This window comes from Micromonospora sp. WMMB482 (genome assembly GCF_019038635.1).
GTDB classification, from domain to species: domain Bacteria; phylum Actinomycetota; class Actinomycetes; order Mycobacteriales; family Micromonosporaceae; genus Micromonospora; species Micromonospora marina.
The window spans coordinates 4,444,018-4,468,062 of record NZ_JAHOPD010000020.1 but is presented as its reverse complement, the minus strand read 5'-3'; the positions used below and the strand labels follow the sequence as shown (position 1 = coordinate 4,468,062).

The window sequence follows — 24,045 nt, the reverse complement described above, 5'->3', positions numbered from 1 at the left end:
ATCGGGATAAACGATTTGTTCCTGCACAAGACGTGACGGAGAACGTGAATGCCTCAGCCCTGCGGCGCGAGTTGCGGCGCGGGACGAGCACGGCCGGGATCCCGGCCGGCCGCCGTCACGACCCGCAGCGACATCAGCCATCCGACGCCGTACGCCAGCGCACCGGACACCCCGAACGCCCAGACCGCGGTCAGCGGTGACCCGCCCACGAGCGCCACCACCGACACGGCTCCCGCCACCACCGCGACCCGGCCCGCGTCCCAGGCGAGTTGCAGAGCCTGGCGTTCGAACACGACGAGCGTCTGCGACAGCGGCGAGACGACGAGCTGAGCCGCCATGAAGACGGCCAGGGCCTGGGCGTAGGCGCCGCTGCTGTGCCACTGCGGACCGAAGACCAGGCTGAAGGCCGCCGGCGCGCCGACAAGCACGAGCAGTGCGCCGGGACCCGCGATCAGGGCCAGTCTACGGCTGGCGGCGAGAAACACGCGCCGACCGCGGCGGGGTTGTTCCCGGGCGATCCGGGCGACCTCCCCCAGGTAGACCTGGGCCACCGCGGACGCCACCAGGGCGGCGGGCATGGCGATCACCCGCTGGGTCAGTCCCAGCCAGCCAGCCACCGTGGAGCCGTAGCAGTAGGCGATGAGCAGCACCGGCAACTGCGTGCCGAGGACGTTGAGCAGACCGGACGGGGCCAGGAGAAACGGAAAGCGCCGGTACCGGCGTGCCACCGCCGGCAGGGGTGACGTCCGCCGGTCGGCCCTGGCGGTCGCGCCGCGCCGGCGGGCGTCCCGAAGCAGGACCGCGGCGGCCGCGACCTGACCGAATCCGAACCCGAGCGCCAAGCCGCCGGGACGAAGCCCTGCGACACCGGCCACGATCTGGGAGACCACCACCGACAGGGACTGGAAGAGGTTGCGCCGGCCGATCGCCCCGTAACGACGGTGCCGCACCGCGAACTGGTTGAGCACGAGGACGACACCCATCGCCGCGGCGGAGGGCGGCACCACCCAGAGCCAGTGGGCCAGCTCGGGCTGACTGAACCAGAGGGCCACCCGGTCCCCTGCCAGCAGGACGACGAGCGACCCCAGGACCGCTGTGCTGGCGGACGAGACGAGACCGAGCCGCACCAACGCCCGGGCGTCCGCCTCGCGTTCGGGCAGTGGAACGGCCATCTCGAACCGGAGCGCGGCCACCGTGCCCACTGTGACCACGAGCGCGGCGACCACTGCGAGGACGCCGAAGTCGGCCGGGCGGTAGAGCCGCGTCAGTAACGGTACCGCTGCCAGCGCCAGCATCTGGCCGCCGGCCGATCCGGCGGCGATGCCGAGTACTCCGCGCCGCTCACTGGACAGGGCGAGCCGCGCCCGCCACCTCACCCAGCGACCCCCGGGCGCCCGGCCGCCCGTGCCCGCCCGGCGCGGGCCCGTACGCCGCCGGGCAGTGTCGCGCCGGCCAGCACGAGCACGCCGAGCGCCAGCGCGGCGAAGAGCGGACGGCCGGCGTTCACGTCTCCGGAGGTCGACACTGCCACCACGTTGAACGCCAGTACGGCCAGCACGAACCCGGCGACCGGGTCACGCCTGGTCGCGCGCCACAGTCCTGCCGCCACGACCACCGTCGCCAGGATGAAGGCACCACCCACCAGCCAACCCGCCTCGGCCGGCAGTTCCAGCCACAGATTGTGCGGATAGTTGTGGATCAGCATGCCGGAGTAGTCGCCCCAGTTGCCGTAGCCGACGCCACCGGGATACTCGGCGATCATCGGTACGCTGACCTCGCGCATCTCCGCGCGGGCGGTGTCGAAGAGTTCCTCGCTCGGGTCGGTCAGGAGCGCGTAGACCCGGGGCGGCAGGATCGACGGTAGCGCGACGACGGCAGCCACCAGGGCGCCCATCAGACCCACGCCGACCCACTCGCGCCGGCCCCGCCGGATCTTCAGACGGAACCCGGCCAGCACCAGGACGAAGAGAGCCACCACGGTGGCCAGGAGCGGTCCCCGGGAGCCGGTCGCCAAGAGACCGAGGCCGAGGAACGCGGCCAGGCCAGCCGCCCACCAGGCCGCCACCCGCTTCTGCAGGTAGAGCCACGTGAGCGCGACGAACGCGCCGCCGATGGCCCGGGCCAGCCAGATCGGGTTGGAGCCGAAGCCGTCGGCCCGGCCGTCCTGCGGATCGCCGTTGAGCGCGGCGATCGCGAGCACCACCCCCGACAGCACGAACACGGCGGCGAACATCTCGACGTCGCGTCGCCCGCGCAGCACCGCCACCGCCAGCGTGGCGAACACGGTCAACGTCACGAGCAGCAGGAACTTCTGCCGGCCGTAGTCCGTCACAGGGGGGTGCAGGATCCCCGGTGCCGCGAGGACGCCGAAGACCACGAGGGTCCAGAAGATCACTGTTCGGGCCCGCGAGGCCGGACGGAGGATCTCGTGCAGGAGCAACGGCACCGCGAGCACCACCGCGGCGATCAGGAACCCGCGGCCGACCAGACGAGGGAACTGGTCGAAGTTGAGCAGCAGCACCACGGCGGTACCGCGCAGCACCGCCGAGACGAGACCATTCGTGCGCCACGCTGGCGTCTCCGCCCCGACGAGCCCACCGGGGCTGCCGGGACCGCGGACCGTGCCGATCGCCGACGACCGGCGGCTGTCCTGCATCACCATCACGTTCAAGCCTCCTGCGGCACCGACCGTCCGGCCGGGCAAGGTGGGGTAACGGGCGGCGCCGGGCCACCCACAAGCGGGCGGGAAACCGTCACACCGCCCGATCGGAGCGGTAGCGCGCGAGGTTGGCCGGATCGAGGAACCACTCGACTGTCGCCTTCAGGCCCTCGTCGATGCTGGTGGCCGGCTGCCATCCGGTCCGCGACCGGAGCAGGCCGGCGTCGCCGAGCAGGCGTTCCACCTCGGACTCCGCGGGACGGAGCCGGGACTCGGTGACCACCACCTCCGGTTGGACGCCGAACATCGCGGCGATCTTGCGGACCAGGTCACCGACCGAGGTCTCCCGACCGGTCGCGGCCTGGAACACACCACCCACGACGGCATCGTCGGGTGCTGTGCCGACCGCCTGGAAGGCCGCCACGGTGTCCGTCACGTAGAGCAGATCGCGGGTGGTACGCAGCGCGCCCAGCCGGACCACCCCGCCGTCCTTCGCCAGCTGGCTGATGATGGTGGGAATGACCGCCCTGGTGGACTGGCGGGGACCGTACGTGTTGAACGGGCGGAGCGTGACCACCGGAAGGCCGAAGCTGAGGTGGTAGCTCTCGGCCAGCTTGTCCGCGCCGATCTTCGAGGCCGAGTACGGCGACTGCCCGCGCAACCGGTGCTGCTCGGTCATCGGGACGGTGGTGGCAGTTCCGTACACCTCGCTCGTCGACGTGACCACCACCCGGCCCACGCCAGCCGTGCGCGCACTCTCCAGCACGTTGAGCGTGCCGGTGATGTTCGTATCCACGTAGGACTGAGGAGCGAGGTACGAGTACGGGATGCCACCCAGCGCGGCCAGGTGGTAGACGGTGGAGGCGCTGTCGACGAGCCGCTGCACCAACCCTCGGTCGCGGATGTCGCCCGCGACGACCTCGACGCCGGCCAGTTGGTCCGGGCCGAACGTGTCCAGCCAGCCGTGCGACCCGGCGCCGTTGTAGCGCACCAGGGCGCGTACCCGGTGGCCCGCGGCGGCGAGCGCCTCGACCAGGTGGGATCCGATGAAGCCACCGGCTCCGGTCACCACCACCGGGCTGCCGGTCGAGTCTGCCGTCATGGTTCGCTCCTCCTCTTCGCCGGTCCGGCCGTACCGGTACCGGTCGGGTCAACGAGCCGGTGTCGCCGCCGGAGCCGTCTGGCTCCATAGCGCACCGACCGAGTCGGACAGGTCGAGATCGGGCGTCCAGCCCAGGACCGAGGCCGACCGGCCGACATCGGCGCATATCCAGTCCACGTCGGCGGAACGGGGGGACGGTGGGCGGTCCTCCCGAACGTGAACCGATCGGCCGGACACCGACACCAACAGCTGAACGGCGTCGCGTACCGGCACCGCCCGGCCGCTCGCCACGTTGAGGACACGGGACTGCGGCGCCGTGACCGTCACCGCCCGCCCGACCGCGGCGGCTACGTCCCGCACGTCCACGAAGTCGCGGTACGCGCCGAGCGGGCCGGTACGCAGGTCCCCGCCGGGCGTGAGGTGGGACAGCAGCGCCGCCACCCGCCCGAGCAGCGTCGTGTGGGGCATGCCGGGACCGACGGGGTTGAACACCCGGAGCACGACCGCGTCCACCCGGCCGGCGGCAGCCGCCAGTTCCACGAGCCGGGTTGCCGCCGCCTGGCTCACGCCGTAGGCGCTGACCGGTGCCGGGGGAAGGTCTTCGACGGCCGCGGTGCCGAACGGAACGGGACCGTACTCGGCGGCGGAGCCGAGACGGACCAGCCGTGCGCCGGGCGCGGCGTCGGCGACCGCGCCCACCAGCCTGGCGGTCGCCATCGTGTTCGCCCGGACGAGATCCGCGGCCTCGCCGCTCACCGCTCCCGCGCAGCTGACCACCGCGTCCGGCCGGACCGTGCCGAGCAGCGCCCGCAAAGCCTCCGGCGTCGCGGTGACCAGGTCGCACTCGCCGCGCGACGGGCACACCAGATCGGCTTCGGTCTCGAGTTCCCGTCGTACGTGACCGCCGATGAAGCCGGAGGCGCCGAAGAGGAGTACGCGCATCATGCCCCGGCCGGTGCGCCGGCGGGCAGGAGCAGATCCCGGAGCTCGGGGAAGCAGCGGTTGGCCTCGTCGTAGTCCTCGGGGCGGCCGATGTCCAGCCAGTAGCCGTCGAACTCGTAGCCGGCCGGCGGTTCGCCCCTGCCGAGCAGGTCCAGCACCAGCTGGTCGAACCCGAACGGCTGCCCCGCCGGGTAGTGGGCGATGGTGCTGCGGGACAGCCCGTAGACGCCCATGCTCACCCGGTAGTGCAGGACGGGCTTCTCCGAGAACGACGTGATCTTGTCGCCGGCCAGCTCCAGGACCCCGAAGTCGATCTTGACGGTACGCCGGAAGGTCGCCACCGTCAGCGGCGCGCCCGACCGGGCGTGTGTGGTGAGCAGGTCGGCGTAGTCGAGGTCGGTGAGCACGTCGCCGTTCATCACCAGGAAATGCTCGGGCAGGCGTTCCCGGATGCCGAAGAGCGGGCCGATCGTCGACAGCGGCCTGTCCTCCTCGACGTAGTCGACGACCAGGCCGAACCGGGAACCGTCGCCGACAAACGCCCGGATCAGCGCGCCCAGGTGATTGATCGCCAGGGTGACGCGGGTGAAGCCGCGGTCGGCGAGCTGACGCAGGACGATCTCGAGGATCGCGTAGCTCTCGCCGATGGGCACGAGCGGCTTAGGGAGGGTGGAGGTGTAGGGGCGCAGCCGTACGCCCGCACCGCCCGCCATGATCACGACATGCATCGGCTCTCCACTCGTCCCCCGCCCTACCTCGCGTCCAACGAGCCGGACCGGCACCGGGGTACGGAAATCACCTGTTCGAGGCACCGTCCCGGGCTTCGAGGCTCCTGGTAAGCCCGGCGGGCGGCACGCCGCTGTGATGAGCTGTAGCGGTGGCGGGCGATGTGCTGGGGCTGGTGCTGCACCCGACCCGGGACGTCTCCGAGGTGGTGCGGATCATCACGGACTGGGCGGCCCGGCACCGGATCACGCTCGCGGTACGCGCCGAGGACCGCGCGCGCGTACCGGCCTCGGTGGAGGCGTTCGCCGCGGACGAGATGGCCGGGCGGTGCGCCGCGCTGATCAGCATCGGCGGCGACGGCACCATGCTGGGCGCGCTGCGGATGGCCGTCCGCGACCCGAAGCCGGTGCTCGGCGTCCACCTGGGCAAGCTCGGTTTCCTGGTCGAGGTGGAGCCGCCGGACCTGCCCCGCGCCCTGGAACGGCTGGTGGAACACGACTTCACCGTCGAGTCGCACGCCTGCCTGGCCTGTGACGTCTGCGGCGACGACGTGGTGGCGTTCAACGACATCGCCCTGGTCCGGCAGCCCGGCGCCGGCTTCGTCGCGGCCACGCTGGCGGTGGACGGCCAGCGGTACGGCTACTACCGGTGCGACGCGCTGGTGGTGAGCACGCCGGCCGGTTCGACAGCGTACAGCTACGCCGCCGGTGGGCCGCTGATCTCACCGGCCACCGAGGCGATGGTGGTGACGCCGTCGGCGCCGATGGCCGGGATCTCCCGCTCGGTGCTGCTCTCCGCGCACGAGACGGTGCACCTGGAGTTGCGCGCGGACTCGGCGCCGGTGGCGGTGGAGATGGACGGCCTGCTGCTCCGGCAGGCGGCGACGGAGGGTTCGGTGCACGTCCGGTACGTCAAGGACGCCGGCCGGGTGGTCCGCCTCGACCCGCGCCGCTACCAGGAGCGCAACCAGCTCAAGCTGAGCCTGCTGGACCTGCCGCTGCTGCCGGACCAGTTGCGGGAGCTGTTGCCGGACGGGTTGCGGGAGCAGCTCAACCGCCGCGAGCTGCCCCCGCCCCAGTGAGCCGGGTCAGGCGGTGGCCAGCACCCCGTCGACCAGCGCCTTGGCCTCCTCCTGGATCCGGGCCAGGTGGTCCGGGCCCTGGAACGACTCGGCGTAGATCTTGTAGACGTCCTCGGTGCCGGACGGGCGGGCGGCGAACCAGCCCGACTCCGTGGTCACCTTGAGGCCGCCGATCGCGGCGCCGTTGCCGGGCGCGGTGGTGAGGATCCCGGTGATCGGCTCACCGGCCAGCTCGGTGGCGGTGACCTGCTCCGGCGACAGCTTCGCCAGGACGGCCTTCTCCGCCCGCCCGGCCGGCGCGTCGATCCGGGCGTAGGCGGGCGCGCCGAAGCGGTCGGCCAGCTCGGCCCAGTGCTCGCTCGGCGTACGGCCGGTGGTGGCGATGATCTCCGCGGCGAGCAGGCAGAGCAGGATGCCGTCCTTGTCGGTGGTCCAGGTGCCGCCGTCGCGGCGCAGGAACGACGCCCCGGCGCTCTCCTCGCCGCCGAAGCCGACGGTGCCGTCGAGCAGGCCGGGCACGAACCACTTGAACCCGACCGGCACCTCCAGCAGCGGGCGGCCGAGGTCGGCCGCGACCCGGTCGATCATCGAGGAGGAGACGAGCGTCTTGCCCACCGCCGCGGCCGGGCCCCACTGCTCCCGGGTACGGAACAGGTGGCCGATCGCCACGGCCAGGTAGTGGTTGGGGTTCATCAGTCCGCCGTCGGGGGTGACGATGCCGTGCCGGTCGGCGTCGGCGTCGTTGCCGGTGGAAACCGCGTACTCGTCCCGGGCGGCGATCAGCGAGGCCATCGCGTTCGGCGACGAGCAGTCCATCCGGATCTTGCCGTCGCCATCCAGCGTCATGAACCGCCACGTCGGGTCCACCAGCGGGTTGATCACGGTGAGGTCGAGGCGGTGCCGGTCGGCGATCTCACCCCAGTACGCCACGCTCGCCCCGCCCATCGGGTCCGCGCCGATGCGCACCCCGGCGTCGCGGATCGCGTCGATGTCCAGCGCGGCGGGCAGGTCGTCGACGTACCGGGCGAGGAAGTCGTACTCCCCGGTGGTGTCGGCGGCGCGCGCCCGCGCGTACGGGATGCGTTTCACCTCCTTGAGCCCGGCGGCGAGGATGGCGTTCGCGCGGTCCTGGATCCACTTGGTGGCGTCGGTGTCGGCGGGCCCGCCGTGGGTGGGGTTGTACTTGAACCCGCCGTCGGACGGCGGGTTGTGCGACGGCGTGATCACGATGCCGTCGGCGAGGCCGCCGGTGCGCCCCCGGTTGTGGGTGAGGATGGCGTGCGAGACGGCGGGGGTCGGGGTGTAGCCGTCGCGGCTGTCGCGCAGCACCGTGACGTCGTTGGCGGCGAGCACCTCCAGCGCGTCGGCCTCGGCGGGCGCGGAGAGCGCGTGGGTGTCCCGGCCGAGGAACAGCGGCCCGTCGAGGCCCTGTTCGCGGCGGTAGTCGCAGAGCGCCTGGGTGACGGCGAGGATGTGGTCGGAGTTGAAGGCGTTGCGCAGGCTGGAGCCGCGGTGCCCGGAGGTGCCGAAGGAGACCTGCTGCGCCGGGTCGTCCGGGTCCGGGTGCTCGGCGTAGTAGGCGGTGACCAGCCGGGGCACGTCGACCAGGTCGGCGGGCTCGGCGGGCTGGCCGGCACGGGGGTGGGCCACTGCGGGATCCTCCTCGGTGATGCGGCGGGACTGCTCAGGGCTCGACGCGCTGGCCCTTGCCGATGACGACGATGCCGTTGTCGGACACGGTGTAGCGCTGGCGGTCCTTCTCCAGGTCGACGCCGATCTCGGCGCCCTCCGGAACGTGGACGTTCTTGTCCAGGATCGCGCGCCGGACGACCGCGTGGCGGCCGATCTGGACACCCTCCATCAGCACGGCGCCGTCGACGTGCGCCCAGGAGTGCACCTTCACCTTCGGCGCCACGATCGAGTTCTCCACCAGGGAGCCGGAGATCACCGAGCCGGGCGAGACCATCGAGCTGACCGCGCGGCCCACGCGCTCGCCCCAGGCGTGCACGAACTTGGCCGGCGGGTACGGCGGCTGCTCGGTGTAGATGGGCCACTCGAAGTTGTAGAGGTTGAACACCGGATGCACGTTGATCAGGTCCATGTGCGCGTCGTAGAACGAGTCGAGCGTCCCCACGTCCCGCCAGTAGCCGCGGTCGCGGTCGGTGCTGCCCGGTACCTCGTTGTCCTTGAAGTCGTAGACGTTGGCCTCGCCGCGCTCGACGAGCATCGGGATGATGCTGCCGCCCATGTCGTGCTTGCTCGTCTTGTCCGCCGCGTCGCGCTCGACCGCCTCGCACAGGGCCCGGGTGGTGAACACGTAGTTGCCCATCGAGGCGTAGATCTCGTCCGGCGCGTCGGGCAGTCCGACCGCGTCGGTGGGCTTCTCCCGGAACGCGCGGATGCGCTTGCCGTCCTCGCCCACCTCGATCACGCCGAACTGGTCGGCCGTCGACAGCGGCTGCCGGATGCCGGCCACGGTCACCCCGGCGCCGGAGGCGATGTGGTCCTCGACCATCTGCCGGGGATCCATCCGGTAGATGTGGTCGGCGCCGAAGACGATCACGTAGTCGGGCTGCTCGTCGTTGATCAGGTTGAAGCTCTGGTAGATCGCGTCGGCCGAGCCGGCGAACCACCACGGGCCGCGGCGCTGCTGTGCGGGCACCGGCGTGACGTAGTTGCCCAGCAGCGTCGACATCCGCCAGGTCTTGGTGATGTGGCGGTCCAGCGAGTGGGACTTGTACTGGGTCAGCACGACGATCTTGAGGAAGCCGGCGTTCGCCAGGTTGGACAGGACGAAGTCGACCATGCGGTACATCCCGCCGAAGGGGACGGCGGGCTTCGCCCGGTCGGTGGTCAGGGGCATCAGGCGCTTGCCCTCCCCGCCGGCCAGGACGATCGCGAGCACCTTGGCAGCCATGCTCAGACGCTAACCACCCGGAACCGACTTCACCACTCGGACGCCCACACTTGCGTACCGGGTGCGACACGGCGCTCTGCACTAGGGTGCGGGCATGGCACCGATGCGCGTCGACCTGCTCACCCGCGAGTACCCGCCGGAGGTGTACGGCGGCGCCGGGGTGCACGTGGAATACCTCGCCCGCGAGCTGCGCCGGCTCGCCGACGTGCGGGTGCACTGCTTCGGCGCGCCCCGCGACGAGCAGGGCGTCACCGCGTACGCCGAGCCGGCCCCGCTGGCCGGCACGAACGCGGCGCTGCGGGTGATGGGCGTCGACCTCGAGATGGCCGCCGGGACGGCCGGCACCGACGTGGTGCACAGCCACACCTGGTACGCCAACCTGGCCGGGCACACCGCGAAGCTGCTGCACGGGGTGCCGCACGTGGTGACCGCGCACAGTCTGGAGCCGCTGCGGCCGTGGAAGGCCGAGCAGCTCGGCGGCGGGTACGCGCTCTCCTCCTGGTGCGAGCGCACCGCCTTCGAGGCGGCCGACGCGATCATCGCGGTGAGCGCGGGGATGCGGCGCGACGTGCTCACCGCCTATCCGGCGGTGAACCCCGACCGGGTACGCGTTGTCTACAACGGCATCGACACCGCGCAGTACGCCCCGGACCCGGGCACCGACGTGCTCGACCGGCTCGGCATCGACCCGGCCCGCCCCAGCGTGGTCTACGTCGGGCGGATCACCCGGCAGAAGGGCCTGCCGTACCTCCTGCGCGCGGCCCGGGAACTCCCCGCCGACGTCCAGCTCGTGCTGCTCGCCGGCGCGCCGGACACCCCGGAGATCGCCGCCGAGGTCGAGGGTCTGGTGGCGGAGCTGCGGGAGAAGCGCTCCGGGGTGGTGTGGGTGGCGGCGATGCTGCCCAAGCACGAGGTGATCCAGGTACTCACCCACGCCACGGTCTTCGCCTGCCCGTCCGTCTACGAGCCGATGGGCATCGTCAACCTGGAGGCGATGGCCTGCGAGACCGCCGTCGTGGCGACCGCCACCGGCGGCATCCCCGAGGTGGTGGCCGACGGCGAGACCGGGCTGCTGGTGCCGATCGAGCAGGCCGGTGACGGCTCCGGCACCCCGCTGGACCCGGAGCGTTTCGTCGCCGACCTGGCCGCGCGGATCAACGAACTGCTGGCCGACCCGGCCCGGATCGCGGCGTTCGGCGCGGCGGGACGGCGGCGGGCGGTCGAGCACTTCTCCTGGGACGCGATCGCCCGGCAGACGATCGAGGTGTACCGCTCGGTGGGGGTGTAAGGAAGGGCACCTTGTTAACGCCTCCGGTAGAGGAAGGGCCCCTTCCTAACAGCCCGGTCGCGGCGGCCGGCGGATACAGTCACCGGATGCCGGATGCGATCTTCGCCCATCCTCGCCTCGCGCCGGTCTACGACGCGTTCGACGGCGACCGGGACGACCTGGACGCGTACCTCGCGATCGCCGACGAGCTGGACGCGCGCGTGGTGCTCGACGTCGGGTGCGGCACCGGGAGCCTCGCCCTCCTGCTCGCCCGGCACGGCCGTACCGTCGTGGGGGTCGACCCGGCCGGGGCGTCCCTCGCCGTCGCCCGGTCGTCGGACCGGGAAGGTCGCGTCCGCTGGCTCCACGGCGACGCCACGACGCTGCCGCCGCTGCGCGCCGACCTGGCCGTGATGACCGGCAACGTGGCACAGGTCTTCCTGGCCGACACCGACTGGGCGCGAGCCCTGCGGGGCGTGCACGGCGCGCTGCGGCCGGGCGGGCACCTCGTGTTCGAGACCCGGCGTCCCGAGCGCCGCGCGTGGGAGGAGTGGGCGGCGGACACCACTCCGGTGACCCGGGACGTGCCGGGCGCCGGACCGGTGGAACGATGTCTCGAGGTCACCGCTGTGGACCTGCCGCTCGTGTCCTTCCGGTACACGTACCGGTTCCTGGCCGACGGCGCCGTCGTCACGTCGGACTCGACGCTGCGGTTCCGCGACCGCGACGAGGTGGAGGCGAGCCTGGCCGCCGCCGGATTCCGGGTGGTCGACGTGCGCGAGGCACCCGACCGCCCGGGCCGGGAATTCGTGTTCGTCACCCAGCGGTCGACCTGGACGTCGCCGTCGGGCTGAGCGTCGTCGACGCCCTCATGAGCGCGGGTTGAGGGCTGAGGTGAAGTCGCCGAGCGCGAGACGATCTCGCGCAGTAGGTTGAGCGGGTGACTGGACGGTTCCCGATCGAAGACGTCTCCCCCGTCGTCTCCTGCGGTCGCTACCCGGCCAAGGCGGTGGTCGGCGAGGTCGTACCGGTGTCGGCGCGTGCCTACCGCGAGGGCCACGACGCGCTCGGCTGCAACGTGGTCTGGCTCGGCCCGGCCGGCGCGGCCCGCCCGTTCACCCGGATGCGCCCCGGCGAGCCCGGCCAGGACCGCTGGCACGCCACGATCCGCCCGGACGCGGTGGGCCTGTGGCGCTTCGCCGTCGAGGCGTTCCAGGATCCGTACCTGACGTGGCAGAACGCGGTCACCAAGAAGATCGCCGCCGGCCAGGGCGCGGCCGAACTGGCGAACGACCTGGCCGAGGGCGTACGGGTACTGACCGCCGCGCTCGACCTGGTGCCGGAGGCCGACCGCGAACGGGTACGCGAAGCCGCGAGAGTGCTGACCGACGACGCCGAAAGCCTGCCCCGCCGGGTCGGCCCGGCGCTCGACCTGGCCCCGCTGCTCTGGGAGCACCCGGTGCGCGAGCTGGTCACCACCGGCGAGGAGCGCACGCTGTGGGTGGACCGGCCCCGGGCACTCTTCTCCGCCTGGTACGAGTTCTTCCCCCGCTCCGAGGGCGCGATCCCGGCCACCGTCGACGCGCCCGCCCGTTCCGGCACGTTCGCCACCGCGATCGAGCGGCTGCCGGGTGTCGCGGCAATGGGTTTCGACGTGCTCTACCTGCCGCCGATCCACCCGATCGGCCGGGTCAACCGCAAGGGCCGCAACAACGCGCTCACCGCCGGGCCGGACGACGTCGGCTCGCCGTGGGCGATCGGCGCGGCCGAGGGCGGCCACGACGCCATCCACCCCGATCTGGGTACGCCGGAGGACTTCCGCGACTTCGTCGCGGCCGCCGCCGAGCAGGGGCTGGAGGTGGCGATGGACCTGGCGTTGCAGTGCGCGCCGGATCACCCGTGGGTCACCGAGCACCCGGAGTGGTTCACCACCCGGGCCGACGGCAGCATCGCGTACGCGGAGAACCCGCCCAAGAAATACCAGGACATCTATCCGCTGAACTTCGACAACGACCCCGAGGGCATCCGGGCCGAGGTGCTGCGGGTGGTGCTGCACTGGGTCGGCGAGGGCATCCGGATCTTCCGGGTGGACAACCCGCACACCAAGCCCTTCGACTTCTGGCACTGGCTGATCGCCGAGGTCAAGAAGGTCGACCCGGACGTGCTGTTCCTGGCCGAGGCGTTCACCCGGCCGGCGATCATGCACGGGCTCGGCAAGATCGGCTTCACCCAGTCGTACACCTATTTCACCTGGCGCACGACGGCGGCCGAGATGCGGGAGTACTGCGAGGAGCTGGTCGCCTCGGTCGACTGGATGCGGCCGAACTTCTGGCCCAACACGCCGGACATCCTGCACTCGTCGTTGCAGCACGGCGGCCCGCCGATGTTCAAGATCCGGGCGGTGCTGGCGGCGCTGCTGTCCCCCTCCTGGGGCATGTACGCCGGGTTCGAGCTGTTCGAGCACGTGGCCCGCCCGGGTGCCGAGGAGTACCTGGACAACGAGAAGTACGAGCTGCGGCCCCGGGACTGGGACGCCGCGCTGGCGCAGGGCCGGTCGCTGGCGCCGTTCATCACCACGCTGAACCGGGTACGCCGCGACAACCCCGCCCTGCACCGGCTGCGCAACCTGCGGTTCCACGACATCGACAACCCGGCGCTGCTGTGCTGGTCGAAGCACGACCCGGACAGCGGCAACACGGTGATCGTGGTCTGCTCGTTCGACTCCCGCGAGGTGCAGTGGGGCAACACCACGCTCGACATGCCGGCGCTCGGCCTGGACTGGCACGAGCGGTTCGCCGTGCGCGACGAGCTGACCGGCACCGAGTACGACTGGGGGCAGCGCAACGCGGTGCGCCTCGACCCGTACCTGCAACCGGCGCACGTGCTCACCGTGCGGCGCCCGGCCGCGCCCGAGCCGGCGCAGCCGGCCGCAGCGGCCCCCGCCGAGCCGGAGCAACCGGCCGCGCCCGACCTCACAGTGGAAGACGTACCCGCCGACCTCTCCGGCGGCACCGCCCCGACCGCACCGGCCGACAAGGACGACGCCCGATGGACCAGCTGATCGCCGGCGAGGTACACGACCCGCATTCCGTGCTCGGCGCGCACCCGGCCGACGGGAGTACCACGATCCGGACGCTGCGCCGGGGCGCGGGCGAGGTGACGGTGCTCGCCGACGGCGAACGGCACCCGATGAAGCGGGTCCACGACGCCGGTGTCTTCGAGGCGGTGCTGCCCGGCGAGGTGCTGGACTACCGGGTCGAGGTGGACGGCACGACGCACGACGACCCGTACCGTTATCCGCCCACGCTCGGCGACCTCGACCTGCACCTGATCGGCGAGGGCCGGCACGAGCGGCTCTGGGCGGCGCTCGGTGCCCGGGTCTTCGACGAGGGCGTCGCGTTCACCGTCTGGGCGCCCAACGCGCGGGCCGTGCGGCTGGTCGGCGACGTCACCGGCTGGGCGCCGGACGACGGGTGGCCGATGCGGTCGCTCGGGTCCAGCGGCGTGTGGGAGATCTTCGTGCCGGGCCTGCCGGTGGGCAGCCGCTACAAGTATCGCGTCCTCGGCGCCGACGGCCGGTGGCGGGACAAGGCCGACCCGATGGCCGCGCGCACCGAGGTGCCGCCGGCCACCGCGTCGGTGGTGCACGAGTCACGGTACGAGTGGGGCGACGCGGACTGGCTCGCGCGCCGGTCCCGGCAGGCGCCGCACCAGGAGCCGATGAGCGTGTACGAGGTGCACCTGGGCTCCTGGCGGCCCGGCCTCGGCTACCGGGAGCTGGCCGAGCAGCTCACCGCGTACGTGCTGGAGATGGGCTTCACCCACGTGGAGTTCCTGCCGGTGATGGAGCACCCGTTCGGCGGCTCGTGGGGCTACCAGGTCACCGGCTACTACGCGCCGACCGCCCGGTTCGGCGACCCGGACGACTTCCGCCATCTGGTGGACCGGCTGCACGCCGCGGGCATCGGCGTGCTCCTGGACTGGGTGCCGGCGCACTTCCCGAAGGACGAGTGGGCGCTCGCGCGCTTCGACGGCACCCCGCTGTACGAGCACCCGGACCCGCGCCGGGGCGAGCACCCCGACTGGGGCACGTACGTCTTCGACTTCGGCCGCAACGAGGTCCGCAACTTCCTGGTCGCCAACGCGCTGTACTGGCTGGACGAGTTCCACATCGACGGGCTGCGCGTGGACGCGGTCGCCTCGATGCTCTACCTGGACTACTCCCGGTCCGACGGGCAGTGGGCGCCGAACGTGCACGGCGGCCGGGAGAACCTGGAGGCGATCGCGTTCCTCCAGGAGGTCAACGCCACCGTCTACCGGCACCACCCCGGCGTGCTGATGATCGCCGAGGAGTCCACCGCCTGGCCGGGCGTCACGAAGCCGACCTCGGACGGCGGGCTCGGCTTCGGGTTCAAGTGGAACATGGGCTGGATGCACGACACCCTGCTGTACACCTCGAAGGACCCGATCTACCGGCAGCACCACCACCATCAGCTCACGTTCTCGCTGGCGTACGCGTGGAGCGAGAACTACGTGCTGCCGATCAGCCACGACGAGGTGGTGCACGGCAAGGGGTCGCTGGCGGGCAAGATGCCCGGCGACACGTGGCAGCGGCTGGCCACGGTACGGGCGCTGCTGGCGTACATGTGGGCGCACCCGGGCAAGCAGTTGCTCTTCATGGGCTGCGAGCTGGCCGACGACCGGGAGTGGAGCGAGGAGCGCGGCCTCGACTGGTACCTGTCGCACGACCCGGCCCGCGCGGGCGTGCAGCGGCTGGTCGCCGACCTGAACCGGGTCTACCGGGCCAGCCCGGCGCTGTGGGCGCAGGACACCGACCCGGCCGGCTTCCGCTGGATCGCCGGGGACGACGTCGCCAACAACGCGGTGTCGTTCATCCGGATCGCCCCGGACGGGCAGACGCTGGTGTGCGTGGCGAACTTCTCCGCGACCCCGCTGGAGGACTACCGGATCGGTCTGCCGGCCGGCGGGACGTGGACCGAGGCCCTGAACACCGACGCCCACCACTACGGCGGGTCGGGCGTGGGCAACCTGGGCGAGGTGCACGCCGAGAACGTCCCCTGGCACGGCCTGCCCGCGTCGGCGTCCCTGCGCATCCCCCCGCTGGGCGTCCTCTGGCTCCGCCCGGCCTGAGGGCGCAGCCCAGCCGCCCGGACGGGCGGCCCACGGCGGCGGCAGGCCACCCCGGACGGCGGCCGGCCCCGGACGGCGGGCCAAGGGGACGCACGGGTCACGGGGAAGGCGGCCAACCGGGCCGAGCGGCCGTCTGAAGGTTTCGTCTTGAGCGCGGTATGACTCAGAGGCATAAGTATGCCTCTGAGTCATACCCGTCTCGGAGAGTCGCTTCCCGGTCAGCACGACGCTCTGTGATATCTCGGCGTCGGAACGACCGCGATCTGGCGGTCGCTCTCCACACCCAGGCTGTCGGCGCGTGACCGTCCGTCGCCGGGTGGCCGCAGGAGTCAGACCAGGTCGGCTTCGCGGAGGAGCTTCCAGAGGCCGGCGCCGTCGGGGGCGCTCAGCCACTTCTGGCCGATCGGGCCGGACGACGACCGTCCCGCGGGGGCGGGGAGGCTGCCGGCGAGCACCGACTGGGCCGGGGACAGCCGCCGGATCGCCACGCCTGCCACGTTGTCGGGGTGCGCGGCGGCGAACTCCCGGTAGATCTCCGGGTCGTGCTGCCCGTCGTCGCCGATCAGCAGCCACCGCACCTCGGGGAACTCCCGGGACAGCCGGGCCAGCGTGGCCCGCTTGTGTTCCCGGCCGCTGCGGAACCACCTGTCCGCGGTCGGCCCCCAGTCGGTGAGCAGCAGCGGCCCGGCCGGGTAGAGGTGCCGGGACAGGAACCGGGTGAGCGTCGGCGCGACGTTCCAGGCGCCGGTGGACAGGTAGAAGACCGGCGCGCCCGGGTGGGCGGTGGCCAGCCGCTCGTACAGCACGGCCATGCCGGGCACGGCGTTGCGGGCGTGCTCGTCCAGCACGAACGTGTTCCACGCGGCGAGCAGCGGCCGGGGCAGCGCGGTCACCATGACGGTGTCGTCGATGTCGGAGATGATGCCGAACCGCACCGCCGGGTCCAGGACGCGGACCAGCGCCTCCACCGGCTCGGCGTCGGCCACGCTGAGGCGTACGCAGCCCCAGCCGGGGGCGAAGTCGGCCTCGATCACGGTGTCGACGAAGCCGCTGCGGTCGGCGGTCACCTCCTGGCGCACGCCGTCGGCCTCGATGGTCACCTTCACGTGCTTGGCCGGCAGCGTGGCGAAGCTGCGCCAGCCCCGCACCTTGTCCAGCCGGCCCCGCCGCCGCGTGTCAGGACGCCCGAGCAGCACCCGGCAGAGCACGCGCGCCCAGCCCGGGGCGCCGTAGCCCGCGTACGCGATGATGTTGGGCTGCCACCCGGTGCGCCGCAACCGGCGCTCCACCAGGCCGTGCACGGCGTCCTCGAAGCGCGCGGCGCGGTGCAGTTGCGGAACGGCCAGCTGGTCCGGTGGTGTGGGCGGCACACGGCAACAGTGCCACAACCGGCCCGGCCGGGCCACGCGAGTGATCCACGCCGATCCGCCCCGGCGCCCGGCGCCGCCGTGACAGACTGCGGTCGGGACGACGACGGGGGCGTTGGTCGTGTCGACGACGAAGCGGAACCCGGTACGACGGCGACCGGACGCGCCGGCGCTGGCGGCGCTGCTGCTCGGCATCGCGGGGGTCGGGTACCGGCTGGTGCTGACGCTGCTCACGGTGCCCGCGTCGAACAGCGACGAGGCCACGTTCGGCCTGGCCGCGCTGCACATCGCCACCGGTCGTGAGCGGCCGGTCTTCCTCTACGGCCAGCGCTACATGGGCGTGCTGGAGTCGTACCTAGCCGCACCGCTGGTCGGCTGGGCCGGGCCGAGCTGGCCGGTGCTGCGGCTGCCGATGCTCGCGCTCTTCGCGGTCTTCCTGTGGCTGGCGTACCGGCTGACCCGCCGCCTGTTCTCCCCCTGGCTGGCAGTGGTCGTGGTGGGCCTGCTGGCGCTCGGCTCGGAGCGGGTGGTCCGCGACCAGCTCACAGTGGTCGGCGGCCGTCCGGAGGTCAAACCGGCGGTGCTGGCGATGCTGCTGATCGCGGTGGCCCTCGGCGGCCGGCGGGTCCGGCACCACTGGCCGGCCACCGGCGCGTTCGGGCTGCTCGCCGGGCTGGCGCTCTGGTCGGACTGGCTGATCGCGCCCTACCTGCTGGTGGCGGGCGTGGTGCTCGCGGTGGCCGTGCCGCGGGATCTGATCGGCTGGCCGGGCGTGCTGTTGGTGGCGGGCTTCCTGGCCGGGATCGCCCCGATGATCAAGGACAACCTCGTCGCGCCGCCCGGCCAGGACTCGCTGTCGGTGTTCCGCGAGATCAGCACCAAGGAGGGGGTCGCGCCGTCGCTGACCGAACGGCTGCGCGGCGGGCTGCTGGAGGGGGTGCCGCTGGCGTCCGGCATGTGCCCGATGGACGGCTGCGCGCGCTGGGCGCAGTGGTTCGGCGTGCTCTACCCGGTGCTGCTGGTGGCCGCCGCCGGGCTCGGGGTGGTCGCGTACCGCCGGGCCGCGGACCACGCCGCGCGGGTCCGGGCCGTGGCGGTCCTCGCGCTGGTCGTGGGCGCGGCGCTGACACTTCTGGCGTACGTGCGCAGCCCGCTCGCCGCGACCGACCCGCTCGGCAACGCCCGCTACCTGTCCGTGCTCCAGATCTCGCTGCCGGCCGTGCTGTGGCCGCTCTGGCTGGCCGCCGCGCACGCGCTGCGGGGTACCGCCGGGTGGGCCGCCCGGCTCGGCGGCGCCACGGCGGCGGTGGTGCTGGCCGGGCTGACCGCCGCGACGGTCGCCGGGACCGTGGCGTTCCTGGCCGGGGTGCCGGGCGTACGCGACGAGGAGCTGACCGCCCGCCGCCTGGCCGACACCGTGCGGGACGCCGGACTGCGCGAGGTGTACGGGGACTACTGGATCTGCAACCGGCTGATCTTCAACACCGGGGAGACGGTGGCCTGCGGTGTGCTCGACGGCGCGCTGACGCCGGGGCAGAACCGCTATCCGGCGTACTGGCAGCGGGTGGCGCGTGCGCCCCGGCCCGGGTACGTGGTGGCCGTCGGTTCCCCCGCCGAGCGAACCCTGCGGCGGCTGCTGGGCGACAACGCCGACGCGGCGGTGGTGGCCGAGGTGGGCGGCAGTCGCGTGTACCACCCCGACCGTGCCGTGCGGCCGTGGCGCTGACCCCGGCCCGTACGCTGTGCCGGTGCTCATCCTGCTGCCCCCGTCGGAGGGGAAGGCCGAGGCCGGCACCGGCCGCCGGCTGGACCCGTCCCGGCTGTCCCTGACCGAGCTGAACCCGGCCCGGGAGGCGGTCCTGACCGCGCTCGTCGACCTGTGCGCCGGGCCGGACGAGACGGCGGCCCGGGCCGCGCTGGGCCTCACCGAGGGGCAGCGCGGCGAGCTGCGGCGAAACGCCCGGCTGCGGGAGGCGGCGACCGCCCCGGCCGGGCGGCTCTACACCGGGGTGCTCTACGAGGCGCTCGGCCTGGACACGCTGCCCCCGGACGCGCAGCGGGCGGCCCGCCGCCAGGTGCTGATCAGCTCCGGCCTGTGGGGCGCGGTGCGCCTCGCCGACCGGATCCCGCCGTACCGCTGCCCGATCGGGGCGAGGCTGCCGGGGATCGGGGCGCTGTCGGCGTACTGGCGGGAGGCGCTCGGCCCGGTGCTGGAGCCCGCCGCCGGGCGCGGCCCGGTGCTGGACCTGCGCTCCGGCGCGTACGCGGCCACCTGGACGCCGCGCGGGGCGCTCGCCGAACGCACGGTGACGGTGCGGGTGCTGCACGAGCGGATCGTGAACGGCACGCCGGTCCGGTCGGTGGTGAGCCACTTCAACAAGGCGACGAAGGGCCGGCTGGTGCGGGATCTGCTGCTCGCCGGTGCCCGGCCGCGTACCGCCGACGCGCTGGTGGGAGCGCTGCGGGAGCTGAAGTACACGGTCGAGGAGGCGCCCCGGTCGCCCGGCCGGCCCCGGCAGGTCGACCTGGTGGTCACCGAACTCTGAGACGCGGCCTTCCCGCAAATTTTGCTCAAGGCTCGGGCCCAGCGGTTCCCGGCCCGGCGCTCGGAGGCGACGGTAGAGGCACCCCGACTCTGACCGAGGAGCCGCGCCGATGCTCACCACGCTGCTCGACCGCTCGCGCCCGTCGCCGCCGCTGGACTGGCTGACCCTGACCGATGCCTTCGAGATCGCCTGCATGGTGCGCTGCACGCCGCCGCCGGCCGCCGACGTGGGCCGCCTCGGCTCCGGACCGTACCGGGGCGGGATCGCCGAGTTCAACCGCGAGGACGCGGCGCAGCGGATGCGGCAGCTGCTGGGCCGCCTCGACGTGCCGGTGGAGCACGAGCTGACCACCGGCGGCCTGCGCCGCCGCTACGAGTTGCACCGGCTGTCGGTGCCGCCGCAGCACCGGGCGACGTACGCGAATCTGCTGGGCGCGGGCTGGCGGCAGGGCCGCCGGGAGCTGCTCGGCGGGCCGTTCCCGGGCGCCTCGGCGCCGCGGCGGCTGTGGCGGCCCCGGCTGGCCGCGGCGGCCTGGCGGGCGGCGCTGCTGGCGGGCGGCCGGCACGTCCGGCGGCACTGCCTCGGCATCCGGCTCGCCGACCGGGACCTGGCGGCGGTGCTGGTACGCGGCGCGGCGCTGCTGGACGTGCCGGCGGCGCTGCGGCCGGGCTCGGGCTGTTTCCTCGTGGTGGTGCCCAACGGCGAGTACCGGGAGCGGATCACCGAGAGCGCGGAGCTGGCCCCGGCGAGCTGACGCGCCCGGCCCCGGCCTGCGCGGCGGTGTGCTGCACCGCGTGGGCTTGCGCCGCGGCGGGTGCACGGCGCAGAGTGCAGCCCGTGAGCCGACACTGGCCTGTGCGCGCCGCCGCCCCGCTCGTGCTGATGCTCCTGCTCGTCGCCGGGCTGTCCGGGTGCCGGGACGAGCCGTCCGAGCCGACCCGCATCCGCATCGCCACCGGCAGTCCGACCGCCGTCTACCACGCCTTCGGCCAGTCGCTCGCGGCGCTGCTCAACCGCGAGGTGCAAGGGGTACGGGCCGAGGTGGTGGTCACCGCCGCCTCGGCGCAGAACGTCCGGCTGGTCGGTGCCGGGGAGGCGGAGCTGGGCTTCACCCAGGCCGACGTGCTGCCGCCGCGCGAGCCCGAGCATCCGTCGGTGCTGGCGGTGGCCCGGGTGTACGACGACCTGCTGCACCTGGTCACCCGCGCGGGCGGGCCGATCCGCAGGCTCGGTGACCTGCGCGGACGGCGGGTGTCGGTGGGCGCCGACGGCTCCGGCACGGAGATCACCGCCACCCGCCTGCTGGCGGTGGCCGAGCTCGGCGGCGACCGGGTACGTCAGGAGCACCTGGGACTGGACGACTCGGTGGCGGCCCTGCGGGAGGGGCGGATCGACGCGTTCTTCTTCTCCGGCGGGCTCCCCGTGCGCGGCGTCGCCGAGCTGGCCCACCGGACCTCGCTGCGGATCGTCGACCTGGGCGACTGGACCGAGCCGCTGCGCCGGGCGTACGGGCAGGTCTACGTGACCCGGGACGTGCCGCGCTCGGTGTACCGGGCCGACCCGGTCAGCACGGTGGCGAACCCGAACTACCTGATCGTCCGCGCCGACCTGCCCGCCGCGCTGGTGCGGGAGGTGACCCGGCTGCTGATGGACCGCAGGCAGGAACTGGCCGCCGCGCATCCGGCGGCGGGACGGATGAGTCCCCGGTCGGCGATCGTCACCACCCCGCTGCCGCTGCATCCGGGCGCGGCGCAGTGGTACCGCGCCGCGAAGCCCTGACGCCGGGTCAGCGCCGGACCGCCTCGTCGTCGTGCGCCGGGAACCACAGCTCGGCGACCAGGCCCCGGGGTTCGCCCTGGCGCATGGTGAGCCGGCCGTCGGAGGCGTCCACGAGCACCGCCGTGATGGTCAGCCCGAGGCCCGCCCCGTCCACGTTCTGCACGTCCGGCGCCCGCCAGAACCGCTCGGTGGCCTGGTCGAGCTGACTCGCCGTCATGCCCGGGCCGGTGTCGCCGACGGTCAGCACCGTCCCGCCGTCGGCGGCGCGTACGGTCACCGTCACCTCTCCCCCGCTGCCGCTGAACTTCACCGCGTTGTCGATCAGTGCGTCGAGCGCCTGGTCGATGGCGGTCGGCACGGTCCGGGCGTACACCGGCGCGTCCCCGGCGTCGAGGCAGAGCGTGACCTCGCGGTGCCGGGCCAGCGGCAGCCAGGCCGTCACCCGGGACGCGGCGGCGGCGGTGGCGTCCACTGTCACCCGCTGGTTCTCCTCCCGCTCGGCGCGGGCCAGGGTGAGCAGCGCGTCGAGCACCGTGGCGAGCCGGTCGGTCTCCTCCAGCGCCAGCCGGTGCTCGGCGCGCCCGTCCGGGTCGGTGAGGCTGGGGCCCAGTTCCTCCACCCGCAGCCGCAGCGCGGTGAGCGGGTTGCGGAGCTGGTGGCTGGCGTGCGCGACGAAGGCGCGTTGCCGGTCCATCACATCGGACACCGCGTCGGCCATGTCGTTGAAGCTGGTCGCCAGCCGGCGCAGCTCGGGCGGGCCGAGCCCGGCGCGGACCCGCGCGGCGCGGCGGCCCTCGGCGATCTCGTGCGTCACCGCGTCCAGCTCGGTGACCGGGCGCAGCACCCAGCCGGCCAGCCCGAACGCGGTCGAGACGCAGGCCAGCACCGCCAGCAGGCCGATGCCGGCGAGCAGCAGCCACCACACGGTGACGGTGCGGCGCACCCCGTCCGCCGGGCTGGTCGTGACCACGGCGCCGAGCACCTCGCCGCCGTCGTTGATCGGCACGGCCGTCACCACCGGCCCGCTGACCCAGGGCCAGACCGACTCCGGGCCGCTGAACTGCTGCCCGGACAGCGCGGTGTCGAGCGCCGGGCCGGTGCCCGCGCCCGGCTGCCAGCCGGACGAGGCCACCACGGTACGGCGTTCCCGGTCCACCACCGCCGCGCCGATTCCGTAGAGCGCGTCGTAGGCGGCCAGTTCCCCGTCCAGCGGGCCGGGACTGCCACCCCGCAACGCCGGCCCGGCCAGCGAGGCGAAGCGGGTGGCGTCGGCGAGGCGGTCGGCGCGTACCCGGTCGGTCTCCCGGGTCGCGAGCGTGGCCGCCAGCGGGGTCTCCAGGGCGAGCAGGACCAGCACCATCAGCAGCAGGTAGCTGATCACCAGCCGGCGGCGCACGGGCCCCTCCTCACGCGTCGCGGAGCCGGTAGCCGACCCCGCGCACGGTCTCCACGAGCGTCGGGTCGCCGAGCTTGGCGCGCAGCGACCCGACGTGCACCTCCACTGTGTGCCGGTCGGCCCAGGTGGTGCCCCACACGTCGAGCAGGATCCGCTCGCGCGGCACCGCCACCCCCGGCTGGCGGGCCAGGGACAGCAGGATGTCGAACTCCTTGCGGGTGAGCGTGACGTCCCGGCCGGCCACGTTGACCGTCCGGCCGCCCACGTCGATGCGGACCGCGCCGGCCTCGATCAGGTTGCGCTGCGGCGCGGTGTGCGCGGCCCGGCGCAGCACCGCCTCGATCCGCGCCTGCAACTCCACCATCGAGAACGGCTTGACCACGTAGTCGTCGGCGCCGAGCCGCAGTCCCAGCACCCGGTCGCGTTCCTCACCGCGCGCGGTCACCGCGATGATGCCGAGCCGGCTGCTGCGCCGACGCAGCTCGCGGCACAGGTCGGTGCCGTCGCCGTCGGGCAGGCCCAGGTCGAGCAGCACCAGGTCGCAGGGGGCGGCGGAGAGCGCGGCGGCCACCGTCGCGGCATGTTCCACCTGGTAGCCGCGCCGGGTCAGCGCGGACGACAACGCCGCCGCGACCCGGCGGTCGTCCTCGACCAGGAGGATCCGCACCCGTGCCTCCCTCCGTCCGACGTGTTGCCCTGCGAATGGTGGCAGACGCGCCGCGCGGGCGCGAGGCCGCTCTAGGCTGCTGCCGTGATCTACAAGATTCTCTCCGACGACGAGTGGACGCAGGCGCGGGCGGCTGGCCGGTTCGCCGGCACCGCGATGGACCGCCAGGACGGCTATGTCCACCTCTCCGCGGCCGACCAGGTAGTGGAGACCGCCCGGCGCTTCTTCGCCGGGGTCACCGGCCTGACCCTGCTCGCTGTCGACGAGGCCCGGCTCGGCGACGCGCTGCGCTGGGAGACGTCCCGCGGCGGGGCGCTGTTCCCGCACCTGTACGCGGCGCTGCCGGTGGACGCGGTGGTCGCGGCGCATCCGCTCCCGGCCGACCGGCCCGCCGCCGACGCGGTGGCCGAACTGCTCGCGTGAGCGCTCGTTATGCTGCGTCGAG

General features: G+C 73.3%; 20 protein-coding genes. 10 read left to right on the top strand and 10 right to left on the bottom strand.

Features of this window, described 5'->3' with window-relative positions; translation table 11 throughout:
• Positions 1–53 precede the first annotated feature (53 nt).
• The 5 genes from KSK32_RS22215 to KSK32_RS22195 all read right to left on the bottom strand — a co-directional run bounded on the left by KSK32_RS22215 (position 54) and on the right by KSK32_RS22195 (position 5,431).
• Positions 54–1,376: a lipopolysaccharide biosynthesis protein gene (locus KSK32_RS22215; RefSeq protein ID WP_216932939.1), complete on the bottom strand. Its 1,323-nt coding sequence runs from the start codon at positions 1,374–1,376 to the stop codon at positions 54–56.
• Positions 1,373–2,662, bottom strand: coding sequence for an O-antigen ligase (locus KSK32_RS22210; protein WP_254188407.1), 1,290 nt, complete (start codon positions 2,660–2,662; stop codon positions 1,373–1,375). The genes KSK32_RS22215 and KSK32_RS22210 overlap by 4 nt, the downstream gene beginning before the upstream one ends.
• 91 nt (positions 2,663–2,753) lie before the next feature.
• Positions 2,754–3,761: an SDR family NAD(P)-dependent oxidoreductase gene (locus tag KSK32_RS22205; protein ID WP_216932937.1), complete on the bottom strand. Its 1,008-nt coding sequence runs from the start codon at positions 3,759–3,761 to the stop codon at positions 2,754–2,756.
• A gap of 48 nt (positions 3,762–3,809) precedes the next feature.
• Positions 3,810–4,706, bottom strand: a complete 897-nt coding sequence (locus tag KSK32_RS22200; RefSeq protein WP_216932936.1) for an NAD(P)-dependent oxidoreductase — start codon at positions 4,704–4,706, stop codon at positions 3,810–3,812.
• Positions 4,703–5,431 carry a sugar phosphate nucleotidyltransferase gene (locus KSK32_RS22195; RefSeq protein ID WP_216932935.1) on the bottom strand — a complete coding sequence of 243 codons (729 nt, stop codon included), beginning with the start codon at positions 5,429–5,431 and terminating at the stop codon, positions 4,703–4,705. Before KSK32_RS22195 ends, KSK32_RS22200 begins: the two co-directional genes overlap by 4 nt.
• Before the next feature lie 149 nt (positions 5,432–5,580).
• Here KSK32_RS22195 and KSK32_RS22190 point away from each other — a divergent pair, with 149 nt between their 5' ends.
• Positions 5,581–6,510 (top strand): NAD(+)/NADH kinase, encoded by a 930-nt coding sequence (locus KSK32_RS22190; protein ID WP_216932934.1) that lies wholly within the window; start codon positions 5,581–5,583, stop codon positions 6,508–6,510.
• Between the two features lie 6 nt (positions 6,511–6,516).
• On the opposite strand, the gene pgm is transcribed toward KSK32_RS22190, so the two are convergent.
• Positions 6,517–8,160, bottom strand: a complete 1,644-nt coding sequence (pgm, locus tag KSK32_RS22185; RefSeq protein WP_216932933.1) for a phosphoglucomutase (alpha-D-glucose-1,6-bisphosphate-dependent) — start codon at positions 8,158–8,160, stop codon at positions 6,517–6,519.
• 34 nt (positions 8,161–8,194) lie between these two features.
• A complete protein-coding gene (gene glgC, locus KSK32_RS22180; RefSeq protein ID WP_194800913.1) occupies positions 8,195–9,427 on the bottom strand; it encodes a glucose-1-phosphate adenylyltransferase in 1,233 nt (410 codons plus the stop codon).
• Positions 9,428–9,521: 94 nt separating this feature from the next.
• Between glgC and glgA the strand changes: the two genes are divergently transcribed.
• The 4 genes from glgA (at position 9,522) to glgB (ending at position 15,845) form a co-directional block, all read left to right on the top strand.
• Positions 9,522–10,715 carry a glycogen synthase gene (gene glgA, locus KSK32_RS22175; protein ID WP_254187149.1) on the top strand — a complete coding sequence of 398 codons (1,194 nt, stop codon included), beginning with the start codon at positions 9,522–9,524 and terminating at the stop codon, positions 10,713–10,715.
• Between the two features lie 86 nt (positions 10,716–10,801).
• A complete protein-coding gene (locus KSK32_RS22170; protein ID WP_216932932.1) occupies positions 10,802–11,548 on the top strand; it encodes a class I SAM-dependent methyltransferase in 747 nt (248 codons plus the stop codon).
• A gap of 86 nt (positions 11,549–11,634) precedes the next feature.
• On the top strand, positions 11,635–13,755 hold the full coding sequence (locus KSK32_RS22165) for an alpha-1,4-glucan--maltose-1-phosphate maltosyltransferase (RefSeq protein ID WP_216932931.1): 2,121 nt from the start codon (positions 11,635–11,637) through the stop codon (positions 13,753–13,755).
• Positions 13,743–15,845: a 1,4-alpha-glucan branching protein GlgB gene (glgB, locus tag KSK32_RS22160; protein ID WP_216932930.1), complete on the top strand. Its 2,103-nt coding sequence runs from the start codon at positions 13,743–13,745 to the stop codon at positions 15,843–15,845. Before KSK32_RS22165 ends, glgB begins: the two co-directional genes overlap by 13 nt.
• A 329-nt stretch (positions 15,846–16,174) precedes the next feature.
• Here glgB and KSK32_RS22155 read toward each other — a convergent pair whose 3' ends face one another.
• Entirely contained in the window at positions 16,175–17,251 is a 1,077-nt protein-coding gene (locus KSK32_RS22155) for a phosphatase domain-containing protein (protein WP_216932929.1), read from the bottom strand.
• 82 nt (positions 17,252–17,333) lie between these two features.
• Between KSK32_RS22155 and KSK32_RS22150 the strand changes: the two genes are divergently transcribed.
• The 4 genes from KSK32_RS22150 to KSK32_RS22135 all read left to right on the top strand — a co-directional run bounded on the left by KSK32_RS22150 (position 17,334) and on the right by KSK32_RS22135 (position 21,537).
• Positions 17,334–18,938, top strand: a complete 1,605-nt coding sequence (locus KSK32_RS22150; RefSeq protein WP_216932928.1) for a hypothetical protein — start codon at positions 17,334–17,336, stop codon at positions 18,936–18,938.
• A gap of 16 nt (positions 18,939–18,954) precedes the next feature.
• Positions 18,955–19,758, top strand: coding sequence for a peroxide stress protein YaaA (gene yaaA, locus KSK32_RS22145; protein ID WP_216936286.1), 804 nt, complete (start codon positions 18,955–18,957; stop codon positions 19,756–19,758).
• A 109-nt stretch (positions 19,759–19,867) separates the two neighbouring features.
• Positions 19,868–20,512, top strand: a complete 645-nt coding sequence (locus tag KSK32_RS22140; RefSeq protein ID WP_216932927.1) for a hypothetical protein — start codon at positions 19,868–19,870, stop codon at positions 20,510–20,512.
• Positions 20,513–20,640: 128 nt separating this feature from the next.
• Positions 20,641–21,537 carry a TAXI family TRAP transporter solute-binding subunit gene (locus KSK32_RS22135; protein WP_216936284.1) on the top strand — a complete coding sequence of 299 codons (897 nt, stop codon included), beginning with the start codon at positions 20,641–20,643 and terminating at the stop codon, positions 21,535–21,537.
• Positions 21,538–21,544: 7 nt separating this feature from the next.
• Here KSK32_RS22135 and KSK32_RS22130 read toward each other — a convergent pair whose 3' ends face one another.
• Both KSK32_RS22130 and KSK32_RS22125 read right to left on the bottom strand, forming a co-directional pair.
• Complete coding sequence (locus tag KSK32_RS22130; protein WP_216932926.1) at positions 21,545–22,933, bottom strand: HAMP domain-containing sensor histidine kinase; 1,389 nt, start codon at positions 22,931–22,933, stop codon at positions 21,545–21,547.
• Between the two features lie 10 nt (positions 22,934–22,943).
• Positions 22,944–23,600 carry a response regulator transcription factor gene (locus KSK32_RS22125; RefSeq protein ID WP_216932925.1) on the bottom strand — a complete coding sequence of 219 codons (657 nt, stop codon included), beginning with the start codon at positions 23,598–23,600 and terminating at the stop codon, positions 22,944–22,946.
• A gap of 84 nt (positions 23,601–23,684) precedes the next feature.
• Between KSK32_RS22125 and KSK32_RS22120 the strand changes: the two genes are divergently transcribed.
• Complete coding sequence (locus KSK32_RS22120) at positions 23,685–24,023, top strand: DUF952 domain-containing protein (RefSeq protein ID WP_216932924.1); 339 nt, start codon at positions 23,685–23,687, stop codon at positions 24,021–24,023.
• Positions 24,024–24,045 lie beyond the last annotated feature (22 nt).